The organism is Streptomyces sp. NPDC005963, assembly GCF_040638655.1.
In the GTDB taxonomy this organism is placed as follows: Bacteria; Actinomycetota; Actinomycetes; order Streptomycetales; family Streptomycetaceae; genus Streptomyces.
In genome coordinates, this window is the sequence record NZ_JBEXVD010000001.1 from 387,517 (window position 1) to 412,360 (window position 24,844).

Consider the following 24,844-nt stretch of genomic DNA (forward strand, 5'->3'; position numbering starts at 1 on the left):
ACCTCATCTCTCGTTGTGCAGGAGGGCCTTGGCGAGGCTCGGCGCCTCCCGGTCCCGTGGGGACATCGATGTGACCGGCAGCGGCCACGGAATGGCGAGCTCCGGGTCGTCGAAGGCGATCGTCACGTCCTCGGCGGGGTCGTGCGGGCGGTCGATCCGGTACGAGACGTCGGCGGTTTCGGTGAGCGCCTGGAAGCCGTGCGCACACCCCGCCGGGATGTACAGGGTCTGCTGTGTTTCGCCGGAGAGTTCGAAGAAGGCCCGGTTGCGGTAGGTCGGCGAGTCCGCCCGTAGGTCCACGACGACGTCGAAGATCCTTCCGTACGAGCAGCGCACCAGCTTGGCCTCGCCCGCTCCGGAGCGCAGGTGCAGGCCGCGCAGCACTCCCCCGACCGAGCGGGAGACGCTGGCCTGGACGAAGGCGTCCGGGTCGAGACCCACCGAGCGCACCACGTCGGCGTCGAAGGTGCGGCAGAAGAAGCCGCGCTCATCGGCGTGCGGTGTCGGCTGGAACAGGTATGCGCCGACGATCTCCGGGATTCCGATCGCCTTCATGAAGCCTCCTGTGTGACGTGGGCTCGGGTGCGGTCCGTTGCCGGGGCCGCGGGAAACAGGGCCGCGGTCAGGGCGGTGAACTGGTCCGCAAGGCGCTGGGCGGCGGCCTGGTTGCGTTCGACGAGGGTCCGCCGCAGCTCCGCAGAGCGCTGCTCCACTTCGCGGAACTGCTTGAGCAGCCCGTCGGCGTCGACCTCGCGGGCCGGGTGGCAGTAGGCGTCCAACCCCATCTGGGCCATGAGCGTGTCGCTCTTGGCCGCGTAGCTGAGGGCGAGCGTCGGCGTTCCGACCTTCAGCGCGCAGATCAGATTGTGGTAGCGGGTCGCCACCACGGTGTCGGCGGCGGCCATCTCCTGCATCAGGTCGGCGAGCGAGGTGGTCTCGGCGGCGGTGACCAGTGGCGAGTCGACCGCTTCGAGGATCGCGGTGACCACCGATGTGTCGACGTTGTCGCCGGTGAGGAGCCGGACCGGTCTGCCGTCGTCGACGAGCGCGCGGACGAAGCGGGTCGTCCCGTCGAGGTAGCGCCGGTGGATCTCGTCGGCCCGGGCGCGGTCGTCGTTGCCGCCGTGGAAGTCCATGACTCCGACGCAGACCGCACCCGGTGGGTTCGGGCGCTCACCGGGCTGCGGCACCGGCAGGGCGAATGCGAGGTCCGGATAGACCTCGTCGCGTGTGGTGTCCACGCCCATCGCCCGCAGCGCATCGCGGGACTGGGCGTCCCGGTACGAGCGGTACGTGGCCAGTCGGGCCGCCCAGCTCACCAGGGCTCGGGTGGGCCGGCCGCTGATCGCGCCGGCGCCGACGCTGACCAGCGCGACCCGGGTGCCGAACAGCCGGCCGCTGGCGCAGAGCAGGAACAGTGCGTACGGAAAGCCCCACGGTCGCAGCGGAAGGGTTGCCTCCAGCACGCCCATGCCCGGCACGATCACCACGTCGTGCCGGCGGACCCAGGCCGCGGTGCGGAAGGCGTCGACGAGTTTCCCGAGGCCCTTGGCCGCGATCGCGCCGGCACGCGACGCGGTCCGGTACTCCCCGCGGTACCAGTGCAGCCGTGTGGCGGGGATCCGGTACCGCTGCGTGATGCTCTCGGGTCCGCCGCACAGCGCGTCCACGACCGCGTCCGGGTGCTCGGCGCGCAGATAGCCGAGGACGGCTTCGAGCGACCCGTCGTTGCCGAGGTTGCCGGAGCCGAGCAGTCCGAACACTCCGACGCGCACCGGATTCCGCTTCGCCGACGTCATGTCCGCCGCCCTTCCCGGCCGGCGACGATCGCGTCGACGGAGACGGTGAGCCGGCCCGGGTCGACCGGGGCCCGGTCCTCGACCCGCTCACCGGCGCCGGGCCGGAACCGGCTGGTCATCCATGCGAACAGATGGCGGTAGCAGGCGCGCCGGTCGACCGGGGACAGCGGCGCCCGCCGGATCGCCGCGACGAAGCCCCAGACGTACTCGGCGAGCAGCCGGGGCGTCGGGTGCAGCGGGCCGGCGCGGCGCGGGTCCAGGTTGACGCACCGGGAGCGCTTGCTCGGGTTCGCCCGCTCGGCGCGTGTGGGGTGGTCGCGGCGGAAGTACAGCAGTTCCGGCACCTGGTGGAAGCGTCCGTGCAGGGTGATCTCGGCGACGAACGTGCGGTCCGCGTGGTGGTAGCTGTCGTGCGGCTTCACCCGGCGCAGCACGTCGGCGCGCATCACCCCGTAGAAGTCGTCGCCTCCCGGCTCGAACAGCAGACTGCGGAAGCGCTCGGGCGCGTGCGGCGAGTCGGTGGTGAGCCCGTACTCGTACGGGACCTTCACCTGGCCGTCCCCGTCGATGACCGCTTGGCCGGTGTGGGCGAGGATCACGTCCGGTCGCTCGTCCAGCGCTTCCACACAGCGTCGCAGCAGGTCCCGGGCGTATAGGTCGTCGTGCGATGCCCATTTGAACAACTCGCCGCGGCACTCGGTGAACACGTAGTTGTGGTTCGGCGCTGCCCCGATGTTCCGGGGCAGTCGGATGTATCGGATGCGCGGGTCCCGCGCCGCGTACCGGCGGCAGATGTCCTGGGTCCCGTCGGTGGAGGCGTTGTCGGAGACGACGAGTTCGAAGTCCTCGTAGGTCTGGCCGAGGAGGGCGTCGAACGCCTCGGCGAGGTACTCCTCGCCGTTGTACACGGGCAGGCCGATGCTCAACCGGGGTGGGGCGGTCATGAGGTCCTCACTTCACGGATGGAGTTCTGGTGGTGCTCGCGCAGGGCGGATCGCAGTTGGAGCCACCACACGACCGAACTGCTGACGGTTGCGGCGGCCACGCCCCAGGCCGAGCCGACCGTGCCGGCGACGGCCGCTCCGCCGAGCCCTCCGCTGACGTAGCAGGCGGAGGCGAACAGTTGGCAGCGCAGGCTGCGCCGGGCCGCGGCGAGGGCGCGCAACCCTGCCGCCGCTCCGACGCCGAGGCTGGCGCCCGCGACACCGAGGGTGGCGGGCACGATGAGCGCCGATGCGGAGTGCCAGACGTCACCGAGCACCAGCTCCCCGGCCCGGTCCGGCACCAACAGCAGCGCCGCGCCCCAGAGCAGCGCGCCGACGGCCTGCCCGCCGCCGAGCAGGAAGCAGAACCTGCCCAGCCGGTGCGGGGCCCGACGCAGCACCCGGGCCGCTTCGGCGACGGTGACCAGCGACAGCCCCATCAGCACGGCGAGGAAGGGGCCGAGGAGGAGTTCGGCGCCCCGGACCACCCCCACCGCGCTGACCCCGACGAGCAGGCCGAGTCCGTACGCCCGCAGTTGGGCCGCGCCGCTGACGCCGACGTTCTCGACCAGATAGCGGTAACCGAGGTCGCGGTGCTCGCGGAGCCATTCGCGCACCTGGGTCAGCCGGGGTCGGATGCCGGACTGGAAGCAGCCGTACCCGGCGGCGACCGCGGCGGCCGTGCCCCAGGCGAGCACGAAGGCGGCGACGCTGCCCACACGGGCCGCGACCACCATGGCCGGGATGAGCGCGATGCCTCCCAGGAGGTCGTTGAGGAACGCCTTTCGCCCGCTGCCGGCGGCGAAGAAGGAGAACCGCCAGGCGTCCTGGAGCAGCAGCCCCGGCAGGACGACACCGAGGCAGGCGAACGCGGACCCCACACTGCCGCCGAGGCCCAGCCCGACCGCCACGCAGACGGCGCCGATGGTGACGCCGACGCCGAGCGCGGTGCCCGACGACCGGGCCGCCGCCTCGCGCCAGGACGCGACGGACACCCCACTGAAGCGCACCATCAGCGGATCGGTGGCCAGCCCGCGGGAAACGCTGAGCACCACGCCGTAGGTCACCCAGGCCAGGCTGAACACACCGAACGAGACCAGTCCCAGCGAGTGCGCCACATAGATGCCCACCGCGAAGTTGGTCATGCTGCAGACGGCCTGGTCGGCGAGCCCCCAGGACAGCCGGCCGACGATGGCCCGCTTGGCGGTGGGCCGGGCGGAGGTGGCCCGATCCGCTGCGGGCTCCAGTGTCTTCGGGTTCTCCCCCCGGGTGGTCATCGGCGTCATGCCTTGATCAGTCCGGCGCCGTGCAGGGCGTCGGCCGCGACGGCGACGGTGTCGAACGACAGCCCGGACCGTTCGGCGACCTCCAGCAGACTGTGCTCACCGTCGGAGAGGTTGAGCACCCAGAGCATGGCCATCTGCGCCTGTTTCGCATCGCTTCGACCGCCGAGGGCGTCGTACAACCCGCGTCGGCCCAGCTGTGGTTCGCCGTAGGGACTGAGGTTGAGGTATCGCCGGTTGCGGTCCAGTACGGCGAACGCCTCGCGGCAGACGGCGAGTGTGTCCGCCATCGCCTCGGGGGAGACGAAGTCCGGGTTGTCCGCCGAAGTGTGGTACTCGGGGTAGCCGGCGTACGGGGTCCGGCTGAGGGAGCCCACACCGAGATCGAACCCGGGCGAGCAGTACTGCCGCTCGTCGTAGCCGTACGGAGTGAACTCGTTGATCTGGTACGGCCGTTCGGATGTGGACAGCACATGGCGCAGCACCCGGTCGATCTCCGCATCGCCGCGTCTGCTCTGTTTGTACGTCAGTCGGCCCGGGTCGCCGGCGCAGGCCAGCACGAGGCCGTGCTTCACCCGGTCGATGCGCTCCGCGTTGCGCGCCAGCCAGGTGATCGCCCCGATGGTGCCGGGAGCGAAGATGAACCGGTAGGTGTAGTGGGGCGTCTGCTCCGCCAGCGCGCGGGCCAGGAACGTCGCCACCGCGATGCCGGCCAGGTTGTCGTTGGCCAGTGACGGGTGGCAGACGTGACAGGAGACGATCACCTCGTCGGGGACCTGCCCGGGGACCACGTGCTCGGCATAGGTGAGGTGGCCGTCGGCGAGCGTGGAGTCGATGTGCACCTCGTACTCGCCGTCGGGCAGCGCGTCCAGGGTCTCCTGGGCCAGACAGAATCCCCAGTCCGGCTTGTAGTAGCTGGTGCGGTAGGGCACCCAGGTCGGGTGGTCCGGCAGGGTGTGCAGATGTTCGCGCAGCTCGGCCAGTGACAGGGTCGTCGACACCGGCACGCTGTAGCCGAGCACATGCAGGCTGGACGCGGCGAAGTCGACGACCCGGTTGCCCGCGGGGTCGGCGACGTACGCGTCCCGGATGTTCCACTCCTGGGGCACCGTCCAGTCGAGCACCTGCGTCCCGGTCGGCACCTCGTGCACGTCCAGCGGAACGTACTCGTCGACGATCTCCAGGGTGGCGCGCACGCCGTCGCCCGTGATGCTTCGGCACAGCGGGTACAGCCGCTCCACCAGCGCGTGCATCTGCTCGCCCGTCGTGGTCACCGGCGCCACCGCAGAGTGTCGTCGACGGTGCCGGCTTCGGATGCCGTGCGCAGCACGGCCAGTCGGGTGAAGCGGCGCTCGAAGTCGTTCTGGGTCAGTCCGTGCTCCCGGTAGGCGTCGGCGAGTTCGAGTGCGCCCCGCTTCACCGTCCACTCGCAGTCGAAGCCGGGCACCGCGTCCCGGAACCGGGAGAAGTCCACCCGGTACGACCGCGGATCGGCGCCGTTCTCCCCGGTGATCACCACCTTCGAGCCGGTCACCGCCTCGGCGACCTGCTCGGCGATCTCGGCGACGGTGACGTTGTTGGTCTCGCTGCCGATGTTGAACGCCCGGTCGTGCACCGCTTCGCGCGGCGCGGTCAGCGCGGCCGTGAAGGCGCGTGCGATGTCGACGGCGTGCACCAACGGGCGCCAGGGGGTGCCGTCGGAGAGCACGAGGACCTCGCCGGACAGGAGTGCGTGGCCCACCAGGTTGTTCAGCACGATGTCGGCGCGCAGTCGGGGCGAGTAGCCGAAGGCGGTGGCGTTGCGCATGTAGACGGGGCTGAAGTCGCCGTCGGCGAGCGCGTGCAGATCGTCCTCCACCCGCACCTTGGACTCCGCGTACGGCGTCACCGGGCGCAGCGGGGCGTCCTCGGCCACCAGGTCGCCACCGCCTGCGGCCCCGTACACCGAGCAGGTCGATGCGTACAGGAAGCGTTTCACGCCGGCGTCGTGGGCCAGCCGGGCCAGCCGTACGGAGGCGTGGTGGTTGATGTCGTAGGTGAGGTCCGGCGCCAGTGATCCCAGTGGGTCGTTGGAGAGCGCGGCGAGGTGGATCACGGCGTCCACCCCGGCCACGTGGTCGGCCGTGACGTCACGCAGGTCCACCCGGTGCCCCTGCGGGTCCGCGGGCGCCGGGCCCAGCACACAGTCGGCGAACAGGCCGGAGTCAAGGCCGACGACCTCGTGTCCCGCGGCGATGAGGACCGGGGCCATCACGGTGCCCAGGTAGCCCTGGTGTCCGGTCAGCAGTACGCGCAAGGTTCATTCCCCCAGGTTGAGAGTGAGTTTGGTGACGGCGAAAGCCTCGGCGTAACGCGCATGGCATTCGATGCCGCGTATACGTGCGAGGCCGAGGAACGCCTCCCGGTCGTACCAGGGCCGGTGCCGTTGCGAGGGGTAGTGCTCCTGCAACAGTCGTACCTTCTGTTCGGCGGTCTCCGGCGACAGCGGTTGGTACGCCGTCGGGCGGGTGAGATCGCCGTCCCACTTGACGATCTCGTAGCCGAGTACGAGGTGGTCGCGGAACGCGGTGGGGATCAGTTGCGCCAGGCCGCGGTGGTCCTGGTGCGCGTCATCGGTGCGCGGGGCAAGGATCAGGTCCGGGTCGGTCTGCGCGCGCAGTTCCTCGACCGCGGCCTTGGCCTCCTCCCAGTGCGCCGGCAGCCGGCCGTCGGGGAGTTTGTGCACGGTCACCCGGAGGTCGGCGCCCGGGCAGAAGGCGGCGAGTGCGGCCCGCTCCTCCTGCTCCCGCTCGCCGCCACCGCCGGAGAGCACCAGTGCGTCGATGCGGATGCCCGGTCGGGAAAGGCACGTCGTCAGCAGGGTGCCGCCGGCGCCGATGGCGATGTCGTCGCAGTGCGCGCCCACCGCGACGAGCCGGTTCAGGCTTCCGGTTGCGAGCTGGATCATGCGGTCCCCACTCGTCCGTGCGCGCCCGCCGCGTCCCGTTCCCACACGGCCCACGGGCGGTCGCCCCGGGCGTAGGCTGCGTCGAGCGCGGCCCGCTCCTTGACGGTGTCGGTGGGCTTCCAGAAGCCGCGGTGCTGGTGCGCCACCAGCCTCCCCCGCTTGGCGAGTTGGGCACATCCATCGGCGACCAGGTCCCCGTTCTCCGGGATGTGGTCGAAGACCTCCTGGCGGAGCACGAAGTAGCCGCCGTTCTCCCACAGCGGCAGTTCGCTCACCGCCGTGATGCCTCCCACCAGGCCGTCCTCGCCCAGCTCCACACAGTGGAACGAGGACTGCGGCGGCACCACCATCATCGACGCACCGGCGTCGCGCCGGGTGAACTGGTCGATCATCTCCGGCAGCGGGGCGTCGGTGAGCACGTCGGCGTAGTTGGCGAGGAACACCTCGTCGCCGTCCAGGTGGTGGCGCACCCGGCGCAGCCGCTCCCCGATCGGCGACTCGATGCCGGTCTGCACGAACGTGATCTTCCAGGAGGCGATGTCGGTGGACAGCAGCTCGGTCCGCCCGTTGCTCAGCACGAAGTCGTTGGAGAGCGTCTCCTCGTAGTTGAGGAAGAAGTTCTTGATGTGGTGCGCCCCGTATCCGAGGCACAAGATGAACTCCGTGTGTCCGAAGTGCGCGTAGTAGCGCATGACGTGCCAGATCAGCGGTCTCGGGCCGACCATCGCCATCGGTTTGGGCATGTCGTCATCGGGTGCCCCACTGCGCATCCGCAGCCCGTAGCCGCCGCAGAACAGTACGACCTTCATGCTGCTATCTCCTTCATGACGTGGCCTCGACGATGCTCAGTTCCGGGATGGGGAAGACCAACCGACCGCCCCAGTCGTGCACGAAGGAGAGCTGCTCCACCAGTTCGTCCCGCAGGTTCCAGGGGAGGACGAGCACGTAGTCCGGTTTATCGGTGCTGATCTGTTCGGGCGGCAGGATCGGGATGCGGGTGCCCGGGGTGAACCTGCCGTGCTTGTACGGATTGCGGTCGACCGTGTACGCGAGCAGGTCGGGCCGGATGCCGCAGTGGTTGAGCAGGGTGTTGCCCTTGCCCGGGGCGCCGTAGCCGACGACCGTCTCGCCGCGTTCGGCCGCGTCGATGAGGAACCGCAGCAGGTCCCGGCGGACCTTGGCGACGCGGGCGGAGAACTCGGTGTACCCGGACAGCTCCTGTAGCCCTGCGGCCTTCTCCCGTTCCAGTACGTCGGCCACCTGCTGTGACGGGTCTCCGGCCACCTCGGCCGGTCGGGCCCACAACCGGATGGAGCCGCCGTGGGTGGGCAGCAGTTCGACGTCCACCAGGGCGAGTCCGCCGCTGGCCAGCGCCCGGATCGCGGAGGCGACCGTGTAGTACTGGAAGTGCTCGTGGTAGATCGTGTCGTACTGGTTCTTCTCGATCAGGGTCAGCAGGTGCTGCACCTCGATGGAGACCCAGCCGTCGTCGGCGACCAGGGCACGCAACCCCCGGGTGAAGCCGACCACGTCGGGGATGTGTGCGTACACGTTGTTGGCCACGACCAGGTCCGCCGGGCCGTGTTCGGCGCGGACGGCAGCACCGGTGTCCGGGTCCAGGAACGCCGTGAGCGTGGGCACACCCGCGTCCCGCGCCGCTGCACCGACGTTGACCGAAGGCTCGATGCCGAGGCAGCGGATCCCGCGGTCCACCATGTGCCGCAGCAGATAGCCGTCGTTGCTCGCGACCTCGACCGCGAAGGATTCCTCGGAGCCGAGGCCCAGCCGCCGTACGGTGTCGTCGACGAACGTGCGCGCGTGCTCCACCCAGGAGGTCGAGTAGGAGGAGAAGTAGGCGTACTGCGTGAACGTCTCCTCCGGGCTGATCAGCGGAGGGATCTGCGCGAGCCAGCAGTCGGTGCAGACCTGTAGGTGCAGCGGGTACGCAGGCTCCGGTTGGTCCAGTTGGTCCGCTGCGAGGAAGCTCTCGCACGGCGGAGTCGCTCCGAGGTCGACGACGCTCGTCATCGCCGCCGAACCGCAGAGTCGGCATCCTGTCATCTACTGCCCCCATCCCTGCTCGCGCGGGTTTCCCTGCGCGAGCCTGTGCTCTCGTCTTCCAACGGCGACGGGCTGTCCCCGCCTCCGGACCGTCCCGCGATGGCGGTGCGGTATCCATCCAGCAGGCGCTCCAGCCCGACGGCCGGGCTGAAGCCCTGTTCGTAACGGCGCCGGGACGCCCTACCCATCTCCCGGTTCTGCGCCGGATCCGCCGTGATCCGGCGCAGACAGGACGCGAGCGAGTCGGGCTCGCCCGGCCGGTGCAGCAGCCCGGTCACCCCGTCCTCGACCAGTTCGACGAAGGCGCCGTGGCCGGCGACGACGGCCGGGACCCCCGCCGCCATCGCCTCCGCCGCCACCAGGCCGAACGCCTCCAGCCATGTCGAAGGCGCCACGACGGCGACCGACCGCGCGATGGCCTGCCGGCACTGGGCCGGGTCGTACAGGCCGACGTACCGCACGTCGTCCCGGTCCGCCGCCCAGGCAGTCACCTCGCGCTCCAGCGGCCCCGTACCGGCGATCACGAGCGGCACGCCCACACCGCCGTCCGCCGCGAGTCGGTCCCACGCGGTCATCAGCAGCCGCACGCCCTTGGCCTCCGCGAGTCGGCCTAGGTAGAGCAGGTGCTCACCGGCTCCCGATCGGCGCGCCTCAGGGTCGGGCACGAAGTTGTGCTTCACCGTCAGCTGCTCCGGTGACATGCCGGCCTCGACCAGGACGTCGCGCTGGGCGGCGGAGATGCAGAAGAACCGCTCCACGCCGGACCACCACCGCCGCCGGTTGACCGACAGGCTGACCGCGAGCGGCACCGTCGCCAGCCGGGAGTTGCGGTAGCAGCCGTGCCGGACGGCGGGCAGCGGCGCCTTGCCGACGCACTCGGTACACGGCCGGCCGTCCCGTTGCAGCGTGCCGGGCGGGCAGATCTGGGTGTAGTTGTGGAGCGTGGCGACCACGGGCACACCGACATCGGCGCACGCGGCCAGCACCGCGGGAGACAGCAGCGGAAAGACGTTGTGGACGTGCACGACGTCGGGCCGCTCGCTCCGGAGCCGAGCGGCGAGCTCCGTACGGACCGCCGGGTTCCACGGTACGAGCAACGGCACCGCGACCTTGCCCGGCAGCGACCGGGCGCCGATGTCATCGCTGCGCCGCTCGAACACGTCGACCCGGTGGCCGGCCGCGCGCAGCAGCCCCACCTCCTGGTCGACGACCTTGTTCTCCCCGCTCGGCTGCGCCGAGGAGTAGCGGTTGTGCACCACGAGTACGTGCATGTTCAGGTCACCTCCGATCCGCGGGCCAGGCGCGGAAGTCGTCGTCCGGGGGCCATGGGCGTCGAGAGCGTTGTGGCGGCAGGTGCCGCCAGCAGCGAGGCGGCCACGGCCAGGTGCAGCAGATACGGCGAGGCGTCGCCCAACCCGGCCTCGGTGTACGACGCGATCGCGCAGTAGGTGATCAGGAAGATCGCGCAGGCCCTGGGGAGCGACGGTGGCCGCAGCAGTGCGACACCGCCCAGCACGATGAAGATCGTCGCCACGGTGACGGTGCCGGTCAGGCCCTGTTCGTGGTAGACGGCCAGCCAACTGTTGTCGATCGGCAGCCCCCCGAACGACTTGTCGCCCAGGCCCACGCCGAACAGTTGCTCCGAAACCGTTCGGGGCGCTGCCAGCAGGGCGTCCCAGACCTTCGCCCGACCGGTGAGGTTGGAGAAGTTCTCCTGGCTCTGTCCGCGCAGGAACCACGCCTGGAGCGCGGAGCTGAACGCCACCGCGGCCACCGTGGCGCACACCACCGCCCAGGCGAAGAAGCGGCGGGCGGCGGCGCTGGTCAGGAGGAGCGAGCCGATCGCCAACGCCAATCCGATGAGGAGGCCCAGCGTCGCCGTCCGGGTGTGGGTCAAGGCCAGCAGCACGAGTGACGGCACGATGATCACCGCCGCGCTGGCCCGGTCGGCCCTGCGGCCCAGCACCAACAGCGCGGTGAGCCCGATGATCACGGCCGCGTACTGTCCGATCTGCGGTGGGGTGAGCGGCCACAACGCGCCAACCAGCCGCCCGCCGTAGAGCTCGGGCATGGCCGCGCCCGGTGAGATGACCGCGCCGGCGGCCACCGACCCGAGCACCGCGAAGTACATCCGGATGTGGTGCCGGACGAAGGTCAGACTGCCCTCCCACCACCGGCTGAGCAGCCACAACGTACCGACGAAGAGGGCCAGTCGGGTACAGCGGAACAGGGCTCCGAATCCGGACTCCAGGTACATGCTGGAGATCACGCTTGGCACCAGCAGCAGGGTGAGCAGCAGGACGTAGGCGCTGGCCCGGATGCGCAGTCGCAGATTGAGGGCGAGGGCCAGTGTGAACGCGGAGAGCAACGCGCCCATGGTGACCATCTGGATGAGGGAACGGGGCAGCGGAATGATGGTCTTCGCCCCGGCGGATCCGAGGGTGTTGAGGATCAGCAGTCCCCAGACGATCCCGACGGCCTTTGGGGTGCCGGTGTGCCGGGTATCCAATGCGTCCGGTCGGCCCGGCTGCCCCTTGCGCCGCAGTTGCTCACTCATCTCAACCACCGGCCCGTGGGTCGAGGGTGCTGCCGGTGTCCTGTTGGTAGGGCGCGCCCTGCCACTGCCCGAAGTCGAGCACCCGGCTGGGGTCGTGGGCGACGAACTGCCACGGTCCGATGTAGGCGTTGTCGTGCCAGCGGTTGTGCTGCCGGTGGGTGATCGCCTCGGCGACCTGTTCGCCCTGATACGGCGACCAGTCCGGGTAGGTGCCGTAGTTGGCCAGCACCGCCATGCGGTCACACTTCACCGTGCACCCGACGACGGCCGGGTCCAGTACGAAGCGGTTGTGGTGGATCTCCACCCGTTGGGTCTTCCACCGGCAGTCGGCGTGGAGCGGTGGGGTCGCGATCGCCGGTCGGGCGCAGCGTCTGGTGTCCGGCACCAGCAGGGTGCAGTCCCCGGACGAGGTGTTGGCCGGGCTGTTGCAGAACCGGTCGGCGTTCTCCCACAGGGTGATTCCTGACCAGTTGTTCTCCAGCACGTTCCGGTAGATCTCGATCTTGTCCGTGCGGGCTCGGACCCTTGGTTCGCCGCCGGCTTCCGACAGGTAGATGGTCGCGAAGGGGAAGCTGTCGCCGCGATCGGCGTATCTGCGGCCCTCGACCCAGTTGTTCCGCCGGATCGTGTTCTTCCTGATGACGGCGTTGTAGCTGATCTCATAGATCAGTGCGGCACCGTCGTTGTCGTCGAGCACGTTCTCCTCGATGCGGAAGTCGTTGTTGTTGGTGTCCGCCCACAACCCCGCTCCACGGTTGTCGTGCACCCAGTTGCCCCGTACGTCGGCACCGTTGACGGCCCAGAACTTGACGCCTCCGGTGCAGCCGCAGCCCGGCCGCCGCCGTTCCCAGTCGTCGGTGTTGTTGGCCGTGATCTCGTTGCCCTCGACCACCAGGCCGCTGACCCGGCCGGTGGCCTTGTACGCGTTCATGCCGTACTGGCCGTTGCCGCGCAGGCAGTTGGCGCGAACCTGCTGACGGGCGCCGGCCATCAGTCCGGCTCCGGAGTTGTGCTGGATCGTTGAGTGCTCGATCACCCATCCGTCGGCCGAGTCGTGGTTGACCACGCCCTCGTTCTGCGGGGCGACGAAGCCCTGCACGGTCAGATGGCGGATGGTGACGTTGTGGGCGGGCCCTCCGAACGCGTACTGGTTGGTCTTCCGGCCGTCGAGCACTGCGCCCGGCGCGCCGAGGTAGCGGTTCCCCTTCTTGGGGATGATTTGGGAGTAGCGGTCAGGATCGAGCGTGTGTTTGCCCGGTCGCAGCCAGAACGTGGTGTTCGGTGGGCTGTTCCGGGTCTTCGCCGCCAGGTCGTCGACCACGGCCGGGTCGACCGTCACCGCGCCTGCCGGTGCCTTGGCCGGTCCGGCGACGGGGTTGGCGCACACCCGGGCCATGGACCTGGCCACGGACGTGGATGGCGCAACGGTCGACTCGGCCGGGTCGGACTGTGTGCTCACACAGCCGGTCGACAGCAGGGCCAGCACCGCCACCGGCGACGCCCGGTTCCGCCACTTGATCCTCACGCGCCCTCCCTAACCGCGGAATCGGAGCACGGTGGTGAACTCCCCCGACGGCGCGGCGCCGTCGACGGATCCGGTGCCGAGCAGGGTCGTGGTGGGTTCCTTGCGCCCGAAGCCTGCGGAGTACCAGCCCAGCGGCGGATCGGTCTCGCCTCGGTGCGCTCGCCAGCTCAGTTGCTCGGGCAGGTCGAGCACCGCGGAGCGGTCCTCGCCGTCCCTGGTCCAGGTGAGCACGGCCCGGTTCCCCACCAGGTCAGCGGTGATCGCTGGCCCGAGGTGGAACGCCAGGTGTGCGGCCCGGCGCAGTCCGCGCACCTCGTCGACCACGCGCAGCTCCTGGTTCGCCGCGGAGAGTTCCACCCGGCGGCGGTGCACGGAGCGCTGGTATCCGTCGTGCTCGGCGCACCAGCGGGCCACGTCCGCATCGGACGGGTTCGCGACCAGGACGCGGGTGCGAGCCTGTCGGGTCCACAGGAACGGGCCGCCGGAGACGGACTGGTCGGTGCCGTCCAGTTGCAGGGTGTTGTGGCCGAGGGTCGACCGGAAGTACCGACGCCACTCGGGCTGTCCGTGGTAGCAGTACGTCCCCGGGTCGGCGAGGATGTCGACCCCGTCGTGCCGTACCTCCACGGAGAGCGCGTCCGCGTGGGCGTGTGCGGCGATGGACAGGAAGCCGTGCGGACCGCCGTCACAGCGGCACCAGATCTCCGACGGGCCGCGCAGGATGGTGAGCCCCGCATCGGCGAAGTGGGCGGGTCGGGTCGCCGGGCGGGCCTCGGGAGGTGCCGCGGGCCGGATGAGTGCGGCCAGGAGCGGGGTGCGCACATCGGTGCCGGTGACCGTCGGCCACCATTCGAGGCGACCGAACACGGCCTCGCCGGTGGCCAGGAGCGAGGCCCAGCGGTCGGTGCCCGCGCCGTCCACGATCAGACCGTGACCGTCGTCCGCGTCCCCTTGGCGCGGGGGCCGTAATCGGTTGTCCACGATGGCCGCGAGCGCGTCGGTCTTGCGCAGGAGCACCCGCCGGATGGAGTCGGGGACCGGCACGTCTGCGGCATCCCCCTCGGCCACCGCGGCGAGGCCGAGTTCCAGCACGAGTCCGTGGTACTCGGTGGCCAGCTCACGGTTGAGGCCCGACTCGAAGGTGTTGCTGCGCAGGTGCAGTTCCAGTGACCGCAGCGCGTCGGCTCGCCAACGCGCCGAGGAGGGGAACCAGCCGAACGCACAGGCCGCGGCGAACTGGCCGGCGGCCTCGGCGATGATGTGGTTGTTCGCCGACGATCCCCGGCTCGGGAAGGCGGCCAGCCAGCGCTGGTGGTGCCAGATCTGTTGAAGTGCCACAGGGTTGGACTCGAACAGCCCGGTCACGCCCGGCCAGCCGTCGAGCAGCCGGCGGATCCACACCCAGGAGATCAGCCGGATCCCCAACTCGATGCCGCTGATCCAGTGCGCTCCGCGCAGCGGTGCGTTCGCCGCCCACCACGACCGCAGGTGCTCGGCCACCCGCTCGGCGTACCGCTCCTCCCCGGTGATCGCGTAGGCGGCGGCGAGCACGGTGAGGTACTGGTGCCGGGACAGCTCCCAGATCTGCTTGATGTCCCCGGCCGCGTCCTCGTCCCGGTACGGCACGTCGAAGGCGTAGCCCCACGGAGCCCGGCGGCCGGTCTTCGGGTCGTACCACCAGTCCGGGTCGACGAGGTCGTCGCGCTCCACCCCGAAGTACTCGGCGTGTCCGGCCATCAGCAGGTCCGCATCGGCGATGAGGCGTTTCGCGGCGTCCGGTGGCACCGCGGCGATCGCCCCGGCGGGCAGTACGGCGGTGAACAGCGCGCCGGTCACGCTCGGGCCGTCCGGCAGCGTCGACCGCCACCGCCGTCTGCGGACCGCGTCGCCCACCCGGCCGCCGACCTCCTGCGGTCCCATGCGGGACAATCGCCGCAGGTACCAGCCCAAAGACGTGCTCGTGGTCATCGAGCCCTCGCCAACGTCACGGGGGCACCGCTGACCAGGCCGGTCTGTACGGCGAGGGTGGCCGCAGTGGTCGCGGCCACCGACTCCAGCGACACCGGCATCGGGCCGCCGGTGCGCACGGCTTCGAGGAACGCGTCCAGCTCGGCGCGCTGGCCCTTGTCACGGGCCTTGGACAGGCGCGGGCTGCTCCAGCGCTTGCGGCCGTACACGGCGGCACGGACGAAGTCGTCGAGCCGCAGCACCTTGCCGTCCGCGATCAGGTCCAGCGTCTCCTTGGGGAATCCGGACGAGCCGGTGGTGACGTAGCTGATGGTGGCGGTGGACCCGTCCGGGTAGCGCAGGACGACCTGGAGGTCGCCGCCGCCGTCGTTGCCGGGTGTGGTGACCGCGTACACCGAGACCGGGTCGGCACCGAGCAGCCAGCTCGCCGTGTCGATGAAGTGCCCGCCCTCACCGGCGAACCGGGAGCCCTCGGTCTTCTGCCGGAGGTACCAGCTGCCGTGGTCCAGCCGACCCGCGTTGACCAGATAGCGGAGGCTCGCCGGACCGGTTCGGGCGCCGAACCGCGTCTTGGCCTCCTGGAGCAGGGGCGCGAACCGGCGGTTGAAGCCCACTTGGATCCGGTCGTTGCCGGATTCCTCCACCGTCGCGAGCACGTCGGCCAGTTCGTCCTCGTCGAGTGCCAACGGCTTCTCCACGAACACCGCCTTGCCGGCCAGCAGCGCCTTCCGGGTCAGCTCGGCGTGCGAGCTGTGCCGGGTGACGACGAACACCGCGTCGACGGACGAATCGCCGAGCACGGCGTCGAGATCGGTGGTCGCATCGGCGAAGCCGAACTTCCGCTTCGCGTTGACCGCGGACAGCGAAGTCGTGGTGACGACGGTCGACAACTCGACTCCGTCGCGCCGGGCCAGGTGGGGCAGCAGCATCGACGTCGCGTAGTTCCCCGCACCGATGAACGCGAGGCGCACGGACGACTTGGCGGACCGCACCGGGGTGGACGCCGCGTTGGTGCGCCGCACCGCGGGCACGGCCACCGCAGGGGCCACCACTTCGGCCGGGTGTTCCGACGCTTCGGTGGCTGCGGAGTGGTCGGGGTAGCGGAACAACACGGCCACGGCCTTGAGTTCGCCGTCCTTGAGGCTCTGGTACGTCTTCACGGCGTCGTCGAAGTCGGCAATGTGGGTGACCAAGGGCTCGACGTCGAGACGACCGCGGGCGGCGAGATCGAGGAAGCACGCCAGGTTGCGGCGCTCGGTCCAGCGCACGTAGCCGATGGGGTAGTCCCGCCCCTCAAGCTCGTACTCCGGGTCGTAGCGCCCGGGTCCGTACGAACGGGAGAAGCGGACGTCGAGCTCCTTCATGTAGTACGCGTTCCACGGCAGGTCCAGACGGCACTTGCCGATGTCGATGACCCGGCCGCGGTCCCGGCTCAACCGGACGGCCAGTTCCACGGGCTGATTGCTGCTGCCGCCGGCCGCCAGATACACCTGGTCCACGCCGTGACCTTCGGTGAGCTCGGCGACGGCACTCTCCACGGTCGCGGACGAGGGATCACCGCAGGCCGCAGCACCGAGGCGCGCGGCGAGCTCGCAGCGCACCGGGTCGGGGTCGACTCCGACGACACGGACTCCCGAGGCGGTCAGCAGTTGCACCACCAACTGGCCGATCAACCCGAGGCCGATGACCAGCGCCACGTCGCCGAGCTGCGACTCGCCGCGGCGGACGCCCTGCAAGGCGATCGAGCCGACGGTGCCGAAGGCCGCGTGCTGCGGCGCGAGGCCGTCCGGCACCGGTGCGTAGAGGTTCTTCGGCACCCAGTTCAGCTCGGCGTGCAGCGCGTGCTCATTGCCGGCGCAGGCCACGAGGTCGCCGACCTTCACATCGTCGATGCCGGAGCCGACCTGCTCGACCACCCCGCACAGCGAGTAGCCCAACGGCGTGTAGGAGTCGAGTTTGCCCATCACCTTGCGGTAGGTGGCGGGCACGCCGTTGGTGGCGACGCTCTGCATGACCTTGGCCACCTGGTCGGGCCGGGAGCGGGCTTTGCCCACCATCGACATGCCGGCCTCGGACACCTTCATCAGCTCGGTCCCGGTGGAGATCAGCGAGTAGGCGCTCCGGACCAGCACACCGCCCGGCTTGCACCCCGGCACCGGTACGTCGAGCAGCGCCAGCTCGCCGCTCTTGTAGTTCTGCACAACCTGTTTCACCCGAGCTCCTCTTGTTTCTACGCCGTCAAGCCGTCTGGCTCTGGCCGGAGCCAGAGGTCGCAGCGCGGTACCAGTACTCAAGGGTCAGCACGTGCCAAAGGTGCTTGGAGAAGTCCCGCTGCCCTGCGGCGTCCTCGGCGACCATCCGCGCCAGCGCTTCGCGGCGCAGAAGACCGGAGTTGACGAGTACGCCGTCGTGCACCACTTCGCGCACCAGCGGCGCCAGGTCGCGGCTCATCCAGGCCCGCAGCGGGGCGCTGAACAGGCCCTTGGGCCGGTACACGATCTCCCGGGGCAGGATCGAGGTGGCCGCCTCCTTGAGGACGGCCTTGCCCTGCCGTCCGACGATCTTGCGATCTCCGGGCACGGTGAACGCCGCCTTGACCACCTCAACGTCCACGTACGGCACCCGCACCTCGATCGACGCGGCCATGCTCGACCGGTCCGTGTAGGCGAGGTTCAGCCCCGGCAGGAACATCCGGGCGTCACCCAGGCACATGCGGTTGACGAAGTCATCGAGGTCGTTGTCCTCGTAGACGTCCCGATGTTCGGTCAGCACGTCGTCGACCGTCCCCGCCAGGTCGGGATCGACCAGGGCGAGCAGCTCGTTCTGGTCGTACATGGTGTAGCTGCGTCGGAACGCGGTCTCCTCCGGCAGATCGGCGAAGGAGAGGAACCGCTTGGCGAAGCGCACCGACCGGAATCCCCGGCGGGAGGTGGCGACCGGCAGCCGGTCCACGGTCGTGGACAGGCCGCGCCGCAGGGGCCGTGGGATGCGCTGGTAGCGCAGCGCGAGCAGGTTCGCGAGGTGCTTGCGGTACCCCGCGAACAGCTCGTCGGCTCCCATCCCCGAGAGCATCACCTTGACCCCGGCCTCACGGGCGGCCGAGCAGATCAGGAATGTGTTGATCGCGGCGGGGTCGCCGATCGGCTCGTCGAGGTGGTACGTCATCTGCGGCAGCAGGTCGGTGACCCGTGGGGCGATCTCGATCTCGTGCAGGTCGACGCCGAACTGCTCGGCGACCTGCCGGGCGTAGCGCAGGTCGTCCGGCATCGCCTCGAACCTGGTGTCCTCGGCGCGGAACCCGATCGTGTACGCGGAGATCCCGGGTCGGTGGCGGGCCGCCAGTGCCGTCAGATAGCTGGAGTCGAGCCCGCCGGAGAGGAAGGTCGCCACCGGTACGTCGGAGAGCAGGTGCAGACGGTTGGACTCCTCGACGATGGCGGCCACATCGGGCTGCTCGCCACTGCGGGCCCGTTCGCGGCCCTCGCTCGCGACGTCCCGGAGGTTCCAGAACCGGCCGCGGTCCACCCGGCCGTCGGGTCGGCACCGCAGCCAACTCCCCGGCGGCAGCTTCTCCGCTTCACGGAACGCGCAGCGCGAGTCCGGCACCCAGTAGTACAGCAGCGAGGCGACCAGCGCCGCGTGGTCGACCTCCAGCGTCCCACCGGTCGCCGTGGCGAGTGCCTTGAGCTCGGATGCGAACATCAGGCCCGTACCGCGCCTGAGCACGAACAGCGGTTTGATGCCGAGTTGGTCGCGGGCGAGGAACAGCTCGCCGGTCCGCTCGTCGAAGACGGCGAACGCGAACATGCCGCGCAGTCGGGGCAAGCACTCCGTGCCCCAGCGCCGCCACGCCTCCAACAGCACCTCGGTGTCGGAGGTTCCGCGGAAGCGCACCCCAGCGGCTGACAGCTCGGCACGCAGTTCGGGCGCGTTGTACAGCTCGCCGTTGTACGTCAGGGCGAGGCCGCCCGAGACCATCGGCTGGGCCCCGGTCTCGGACAGGTCGATGATGGCCAGTCGACGGTGCCCGAGGTGCACTTCGCCGTCACCGACGGGGTGGCCGTACCGGCCGGCCCCGTCCGGTCCGCGATGGGCGAGGACGTCGGTGAGCCGGTCGGTCACGACCTTCCCGTCCGGCCATCGGTAGGTGCCTGCGATGCCACACATGTTCTACTGCCCCTCCTGCTCGCTGTCCGGGACCAATGCGGCGGGCATCGACGACCGCTCCGTACGCAGCTGGCCCGTTCCGTTCTGGCGGGCCAGCCGCTCCTTGCGCAGGTGACCCGTCCCGTTCTGCCGGGCCAGCCGCTCGTGTTGGCCGCGCAACGCCGTGTGCAGCCCGTCCCATAGCGTGCCGTCCGTCCGATCCCGCGGATCGGGGTCGATCAACACCACACCGGCCACCGGTATGCGCTGGTCGGCGAGCTGCCGCGCCACGGTGTGCAGCCAGGCGGCGCTGCCGTGCCCGGCCCGTACGACGAGCACGGTCTGGCCGCCGAGGTACTGGAGGTCGGTCCACGCCGTGCCGGGCGCGACCGAGCCGACACCGAGCCTGCGCACCTCGTGCGGAACGGCGGCGGCTTCTTCGCCGCTGACCACGGTGATGCCTTCCGGCTGCTGGCGGCTCTTGGCGAGCTCCGGTCCGGGCAGACCGTCGATGACGGTGACCGGCCCGTCCGCCGCCAGTGCCCTGGCGACGTCCAGGGCGATCGCGCCCGTGCTGCGTGCACAGCCCAGTTCCAGCAGTGACACCGGATCCGTGGAGCCGCGCACGGTGCGGGCGAGGGTCACGGTGAGCCGTTCGCGTGCCGCCCGGGTGCGTCGACCCTGCCACCGTCCGGTCGACCGGCGCGGTACGCGGCGTATCTCCGCGATGACCGAGGCGCCCAGGTTGGCTGCGATCTCCCGGCGCAGCACGGGGCGGTCCGCCACGACCGTGCCGACCGCGGCCAGTGCGAGCCCGAGGACCAGCCCGAGGACCAGCCCGATCGCGGCATGGGTGACGAGGGCCTTGGGAAGGGAGTGCTGCACCGCCCGCGGGGCGTCCACGATCTGCGTGCCGGTGACGACCTGGGGCGAGCCGGTGCGCGCCTGGGCGGCGCGCTGGTCGAAATCGGCGATCCGCGAGTTGAGTTCGGCCCGGCGGGCGAAGAGCGACTCGATGCTCGCGGATGCCTTGGGGTCGCTTCCCTCCGTTGGGCCTCCTATGGCCTTGTTGACCCCGGCGAGCTCGACCCTCATGCGGTCGCGCTGGTCGAGCAGGGCCTTGGACTCGGCCTTCGCGGCTGCCCACATCCGACTCACGTGGTCCGCGACGAACGCATCGGCCAGTGCCTTGGCCCGAGCCACCGCCTGTGCGTCGCTGTCACCGGTCACATCGATCTGCAACAGGTTGTTGGTCAAGGCGGTGCCCCGATAGTCGCGCAGGAAGTCTTCGGGTCTTTCCGGGGACTTGAGGGACTTCAGGGCCTTGTCGGCGATCCGGGTGGTCCCCAGCAGTGCGACATCGGTGCGGATCAGTGTTCCGGTGTCGTTCGGCTGGTCCTCCTTGTGAGCGACCAGCACCTTGGTCACCGCGCTCGGCGGCGGCGGTAGCAGGATCGCCATGGCCGTGCCGGCCAGCAGCCCCAGGAGCGCCAGGGAGGACCAGAGGCGCCGACGTCTGCGTACCGCCACCACCAGTGACTGGAGGTCCAGCAAGGGAGTGGGGGGCGAGGACTGTGAGGTCGTGCTGGTTGTCACGCCGAACCTCCGGTCGCGGAGCCGTGCCCTGCGAGCGCAGGTGTGGCACTGCCCGAAGGGCGGCCCGCTGACGGCGCTGGACGGGGGCGGACCGTGCCGACGACGACGACGCCGACGACCTCATGCCGGCCGTCCGCACACGCCTCGGCGATGCCGGCGAGCTCCCCCGCGCTCCAGTTGCCCGCGCTGAGCACCACCAGGGCACCGGACTCGTCGTCCCGGTCCGGCAACATCGGTCGGGACACCGGGACCTCCACCACTCTCAACAACAGATCGCCCTGGGCTTCGGCGACGAGTTGCTCGGCGGCCCGACGGGCGTTCTCGTCACCGCCGGGTATGACCGCCAACAGCCTTTTGGGGGAGATAAGTTGATCATGCAGACGAGCACACACGCGGCGGTACCGGACACGTCTGCTCGCCTCGTCGCCGGACGCCTGCGGAGTGGGTACGTCCCATCGGGTGTCGATGTCCAGCAGTCGGCGGATCCTGGCTCGCGGACCACGGTCCTCGGGTCGGTGCGCCGGCCGTTCGGCAGACACGTCGACCGTACCCAGCAGCGCCGTACCCAGCGCAGCTGCGATCTCCGGTTCGGTGCGCAGTCGGTGGTTCATCCGTGCGGAGGCGAGATGTCCGATGACCGCGACCAGGAAGAACACCAGTGCCCCGGTGGCGATGAGCTGCAACCTCGTCGGCGGCGCCTCACCGGTCGGCCGGACCGCCGGCCCCATGAGGACCATGCCGGCCTTGCTGGTCGCCGGGTCGGCCTGGTCCAGCTTCTTCATGGCCTCTTCCAGCGCGGTGCGCAGCTTTTCGAGGGCGGTGCGGGCCTGCACGCTCTCCACGCTCCGCCCCGGATCGGCCGCCTTGGCCAGATCCGTGATGTGGCGGTTGGTCTGCACCACCTTCTGCCGCAGCGCCTCGGGTCCGGTGACGGCTTCCGGATCGTTGCCGTCGCCCGCGATCCGCGCGGCGAAGGCCACGAGTTGCTGGGCCACGTGGTCGGCGAGCTTCTGTGCGCGCTCCGGGGTTTCGGCCGTACCCGAGATCTGGATGATGTTCCCGTCGGCGGCCTCGGCGCTCACCCGGTCCCGGAGTTCGGCACCGCTGACGCCCTTCCAGCCCAGCGTGGCAGCCGCGCGGTCGACCACTGCCGAACTGGTGGCGATGTTCACCTGGGTCAGCAGTTCGCGCTCTTCCCACTGCCCCGGCAGCAGCACGGATGCCGATGCCGTGTATCGCGGCGGAAACACCACCGAGGTGCCGTAACCGACGAGTGCGCCCACCATCGCGATGACGGTGAGGAGCCGCCAACGCCGACGGATAATCCGCCCGATCGTGCCCAGGCGTATCGTGTCCTCGATCAACTGCGCGGCCTCTTCACGGTCCGGACCGGGCCTGCCGACACAGGGATGTGGTCGCGACAGGCAGCGGCGTAGGCGGCGAGCAGTGATCGCTGGGAGTTCCGCCAGGAGAGCTGTCCGCTGATCCGTTCCTGGCCGATCTTGCCCATGCGGGCCCGTTTCTCCGGATCGTCCAACAACAGCGCGATGAGCTTGGCGAACTCGGCCTCGTCGTTGGCGGGCGCGTAGAGGGCGGCGTCATCGGCGGAGACGCGCGCCTCCCGGAGGTCGAACGAGACGATCGGACGGCCCATCGCCATGTACTCGAGGACCTTGTTCATGGTCGACACGTCATTGAGCGGATTGCGCGGGTCCGGAGAGAGGCACACGTCCGCGGTGGACAGGTAGCGCGCCAGGTCGGCGTCCGGAATGCGCCCGGTGAACTGCACCTGGTCAGAGAGCCCGAGCTGCCGGGACAGCTCCACCATCGCGTCGAAGGCATCGCCGGAGCCGACGAACACCGCGTGCCAGTCGCTGCGCCCGAGTTCGTCACGCAGCTTCGCAAGGGCCCGCAGGGCGTAGTCGACGCCGTCCTGGGGGCCCATGACACCGAGGTAGCACAACAGGTGGGGCTTGCCGCGCTTCAGCTCCGGCTCGGCCGGTACGGGCTGGAAGCGGTCGACATCGGGCGCGCTGCGCACCACGAAGACGTCCTCCGGCCGCTGACCGCCACGGCTCGTCGCAACGTCCCGGTAGCTCTCGTTCGTGGCGAGCACGACGTCCGCCGCCCGGTAGGTCAGCCGCTCCAGCGCGCACACGGCGCGATAGAGCAGGTCTTCGCCGCGGTCGAACCGGGAGAGGTACAGCTCGGGCACCAGGTCGTGCTGATCGAAGACGAACCGCGCGCCGCGCCGCTTCAGCCAGAGGGCCGGCAGAAACAGCAGGTCGGGCGGGTTGCAGGCGTGGACCACGTCGACCGGGCCGACCTTGCGGGCCAACCGGGCCGTGTGCCACAACGCCGTTCCGTACTCCCGCAGATATCCGGCGGGCCCTCCGGTGGCAGCGCGCAAGGGGTAGCGGTGGATACGCACCCCGTCGATCTCCGTCTCCGCCTCCGTGTCCCGCTTGCTCCCCTGGGGACAGATGACGTGCACTTCCCAGCCCGCGTCACGCAGCGTCTTGCACTCCTGCCACACCCGCCGGTCGAACGGCACCGACAGGTTCTCGACCAGGATCAGCGCCCGCCGGCCCGGTCGGTCTCCACTGGCCTTGTCATCGAACGATGTTTCACCAAGCAAGGCCTATGTACCCCGGTTCAGTTCGGCGCGCCTCGGCGTCGGGAAGGTGGATGAGGTCGATGAGCACCGGGCCCTCGCCATGGGGCAGTGCGGACAGTACGGCCGGGTCCCTGGTCCCGATGAGACACACCTCGGCGTGTTCGAGGACCTCGTCGACGGAATCCGCGAGCAACTGCGCAAGATGGGGCAGCCGGGTTTCGATGTACTCGCGGTTCGCGCCGAGCAGCCGGGAGAGGCTCACATTGGCGTCGTAGATCCGCAGGTCGTAGCCCTTGCCGAAGAGCCTCTCCGCCAGCTCGACGAGCGGGCTCTCGCGGAGGTCGTCGGTGCCGGGTTTGAAGGACAATCCGAACAGGCCCGCCCGGCGCTTGCCGGTGCGCTCGACCAGTTCCACCGCGCGTTGGAGGTGCGCGGAGTTGGAGGGCAACACATTGGAGAGGATGGGGACCGAGACGTCGGCCCGCTGTGCCGCGTGGACCAGGCTGCGTAAGTCCTTGGGGAGGCAGGAACCTCCGAAGGCGAAGCCGGGCCGCAGATAGGCGGGGCTGATGTTCAGCTTGCGGTCGGCCAGGAACACATCCATCACCTGGTGCGAGTCCACCCCGAGCGCCTGGCACACCGCGCCCAGTTCGTTCGCGAAGCCGACCTTGAGGCCGTGGAACGCATTGTCCGCGTACTTGATCGCTTCGGCGGTCGGGATCGGCACCCGGAACACCTCGCCGGGTAACTCCTCGTACAGCGCCGCCACAGCATCGCCGCTCTTCGGGTCGAGCTCGCCGATGACGGTCTTGGGCGGGTCGAAGAAGTCCCGCACGCTCGTGCCCTCGCGCAGGAACTCCGGGTTGACCGCGACCCCGAAGTCCACTCCGGCCGTGCCGCCGACGTACTTCTCCAGAATCGGTACCAACAGTTTCAGACAGGTTCCCGGGAGCATGGTGCTCCGGAACACGACGGTCTGCCACCCGCCCCGCTCGGCCAGGACCGCACCGATCTCTTCGGTGACCCGCTCCAGGTACGTGGTGCACAGGCTGCCGTTGGGTTCCGACGGTGTGCCCACGCAGACCAGTGACACCTCGCTCTCCATGATCGCCTCACGGACGTCGGTGGTGGCGCGCAACGCGCCGGTCCGTACGACGCCGGCGATGAGCTCGCCGATCCGCTCCTCGACCACGGGGGCCTTGCCATCGTTGACCAGGTCGACCTTCACCTGGTTGACGTCCACTCCGATGACTTCGTGACCCATGCTGGCCAGGCACGCGGCTGACACGCAGCCCACGTAGCCGAGCCCGAAAACGCTGACCTTCATGACTCGTCCCTCCCCCCAGGCAGGCCCTGTTGGCC

General features: G+C 70.1%; 19 protein-coding genes. All 19 read right to left on the minus strand.

Features of this window, described 5'->3' with window-relative positions; all coding sequences use genetic code 11:
• Positions 1–3: 3 nt before the first annotated feature.
• Genes ABZ348_RS01585 through ABZ348_RS01675 form a run of 19 tightly spaced genes read right to left on the minus strand, consistent with a single transcriptional unit; the run spans position 4 to position 24,809 of the window.
• Positions 4–555 carry a dTDP-4-dehydrorhamnose 3,5-epimerase family protein gene (locus ABZ348_RS01585; RefSeq protein WP_358928173.1) on the minus strand — a complete coding sequence of 184 codons (552 nt, stop codon included), beginning with the start codon at positions 553–555 and terminating at the stop codon, positions 4–6.
• Positions 552–1,799: a polysaccharide pyruvyl transferase family protein gene (locus tag ABZ348_RS01590; RefSeq protein ID WP_358928175.1), complete on the minus strand. Its 1,248-nt coding sequence runs from the start codon at positions 1,797–1,799 to the stop codon at positions 552–554. Before ABZ348_RS01590 ends, ABZ348_RS01585 begins: the two co-directional genes overlap by 4 nt.
• The gene (locus tag ABZ348_RS01595; protein ID WP_358928177.1) at positions 1,796–2,743 is read right to left on the minus strand and encodes a glycosyltransferase family 2 protein; all 948 of its coding nucleotides are present in this window, start codon (positions 2,741–2,743) and stop codon (positions 1,796–1,798) included. The genes ABZ348_RS01590 and ABZ348_RS01595 overlap by 4 nt, the downstream gene beginning before the upstream one ends.
• Positions 2,740–4,068 carry a hypothetical protein gene (locus ABZ348_RS01600; protein WP_358928179.1) on the minus strand — a complete coding sequence of 443 codons (1,329 nt, stop codon included), beginning with the start codon at positions 4,066–4,068 and terminating at the stop codon, positions 2,740–2,742. The genes ABZ348_RS01595 and ABZ348_RS01600 overlap by 4 nt, the downstream gene beginning before the upstream one ends.
• Positions 4,065–5,348 carry a DUF4910 domain-containing protein gene (locus tag ABZ348_RS01605; protein ID WP_358928181.1) on the minus strand — a complete coding sequence of 428 codons (1,284 nt, stop codon included), beginning with the start codon at positions 5,346–5,348 and terminating at the stop codon, positions 4,065–4,067. The genes ABZ348_RS01600 and ABZ348_RS01605 overlap by 4 nt, the downstream gene beginning before the upstream one ends.
• Positions 5,336–6,361, minus strand: coding sequence for an SDR family oxidoreductase (locus tag ABZ348_RS01610; RefSeq protein ID WP_358928183.1), 1,026 nt, complete (start codon positions 6,359–6,361; stop codon positions 5,336–5,338). Before ABZ348_RS01610 ends, ABZ348_RS01605 begins: the two co-directional genes overlap by 13 nt.
• A 3-nt stretch (positions 6,362–6,364) precedes the next feature.
• The gene (locus tag ABZ348_RS01615) at positions 6,365–7,012 is read right to left on the minus strand and encodes a PIG-L family deacetylase (protein ID WP_358928185.1); all 648 of its coding nucleotides are present in this window, start codon (positions 7,010–7,012) and stop codon (positions 6,365–6,367) included.
• Positions 7,009–7,821, minus strand: coding sequence for a glucose-1-phosphate cytidylyltransferase (locus ABZ348_RS01620; protein ID WP_358928186.1), 813 nt, complete (start codon positions 7,819–7,821; stop codon positions 7,009–7,011). The genes ABZ348_RS01615 and ABZ348_RS01620 overlap by 4 nt, the downstream gene beginning before the upstream one ends.
• Positions 7,822–7,834: 13 nt before the next feature.
• Complete coding sequence (locus ABZ348_RS01625; RefSeq protein ID WP_358928188.1) at positions 7,835–9,073, minus strand: class I SAM-dependent methyltransferase; 1,239 nt, start codon at positions 9,071–9,073, stop codon at positions 7,835–7,837.
• Complete coding sequence (locus tag ABZ348_RS01630; protein ID WP_358928190.1) at positions 9,070–10,344, minus strand: glycosyltransferase; 1,275 nt, start codon at positions 10,342–10,344, stop codon at positions 9,070–9,072. The genes ABZ348_RS01625 and ABZ348_RS01630 overlap by 4 nt, the downstream gene beginning before the upstream one ends.
• 2 nt (positions 10,345–10,346) lie before the next feature.
• A complete protein-coding gene (locus ABZ348_RS01635) occupies positions 10,347–11,630 on the minus strand; it encodes an O-antigen ligase domain-containing protein (RefSeq protein ID WP_358928192.1) in 1,284 nt (427 codons plus the stop codon).
• 1 nt (position 11,631) lies between these two features.
• Positions 11,632–13,155 carry a right-handed parallel beta-helix repeat-containing protein gene (locus tag ABZ348_RS01640; RefSeq protein WP_358928194.1) on the minus strand — a complete coding sequence of 508 codons (1,524 nt, stop codon included), beginning with the start codon at positions 13,153–13,155 and terminating at the stop codon, positions 11,632–11,634.
• Positions 13,156–13,164: 9 nt separating this feature from the next.
• The gene (locus tag ABZ348_RS01645) at positions 13,165–15,075 is read right to left on the minus strand and encodes an alginate lyase family protein (RefSeq protein WP_358928196.1); all 1,911 of its coding nucleotides are present in this window, start codon (positions 15,073–15,075) and stop codon (positions 13,165–13,167) included.
• Positions 15,076–15,119: 44 nt separating this feature from the next.
• Positions 15,120–17,336 carry a bi-domain-containing oxidoreductase gene (locus ABZ348_RS01650; RefSeq protein ID WP_358928197.1) on the minus strand — a complete coding sequence of 739 codons (2,217 nt, stop codon included), beginning with the start codon at positions 17,334–17,336 and terminating at the stop codon, positions 15,120–15,122.
• Positions 17,337–17,361: 25 nt separating this feature from the next.
• Complete coding sequence (asnB, locus tag ABZ348_RS01655) at positions 17,362–19,290, minus strand: asparagine synthase (glutamine-hydrolyzing) (RefSeq protein ID WP_358928199.1); 1,929 nt, start codon at positions 19,288–19,290, stop codon at positions 17,362–17,364.
• Positions 19,291–19,293: 3 nt separating this feature from the next.
• Positions 19,294–20,865, minus strand: a complete 1,572-nt coding sequence (locus ABZ348_RS01660; RefSeq protein WP_358928201.1) for a Wzz/FepE/Etk N-terminal domain-containing protein — start codon at positions 20,863–20,865, stop codon at positions 19,294–19,296.
• Complete coding sequence (locus tag ABZ348_RS01665; RefSeq protein WP_358928203.1) at positions 20,862–22,229, minus strand: Wzz/FepE/Etk N-terminal domain-containing protein; 1,368 nt, start codon at positions 22,227–22,229, stop codon at positions 20,862–20,864. Before ABZ348_RS01665 ends, ABZ348_RS01660 begins: the two co-directional genes overlap by 4 nt.
• A complete protein-coding gene (locus ABZ348_RS01670; protein WP_358928205.1) occupies positions 22,226–23,503 on the minus strand; it encodes a glycosyltransferase family 4 protein in 1,278 nt (425 codons plus the stop codon). Before ABZ348_RS01670 ends, ABZ348_RS01665 begins: the two co-directional genes overlap by 4 nt.
• Entirely contained in the window at positions 23,493–24,809 is a 1,317-nt protein-coding gene (locus tag ABZ348_RS01675) for a nucleotide sugar dehydrogenase (protein WP_358928207.1), read from the minus strand. The genes ABZ348_RS01670 and ABZ348_RS01675 overlap by 11 nt, the downstream gene beginning before the upstream one ends.
• Between the last annotated feature and the right edge of the window lie 35 nt (positions 24,810–24,844).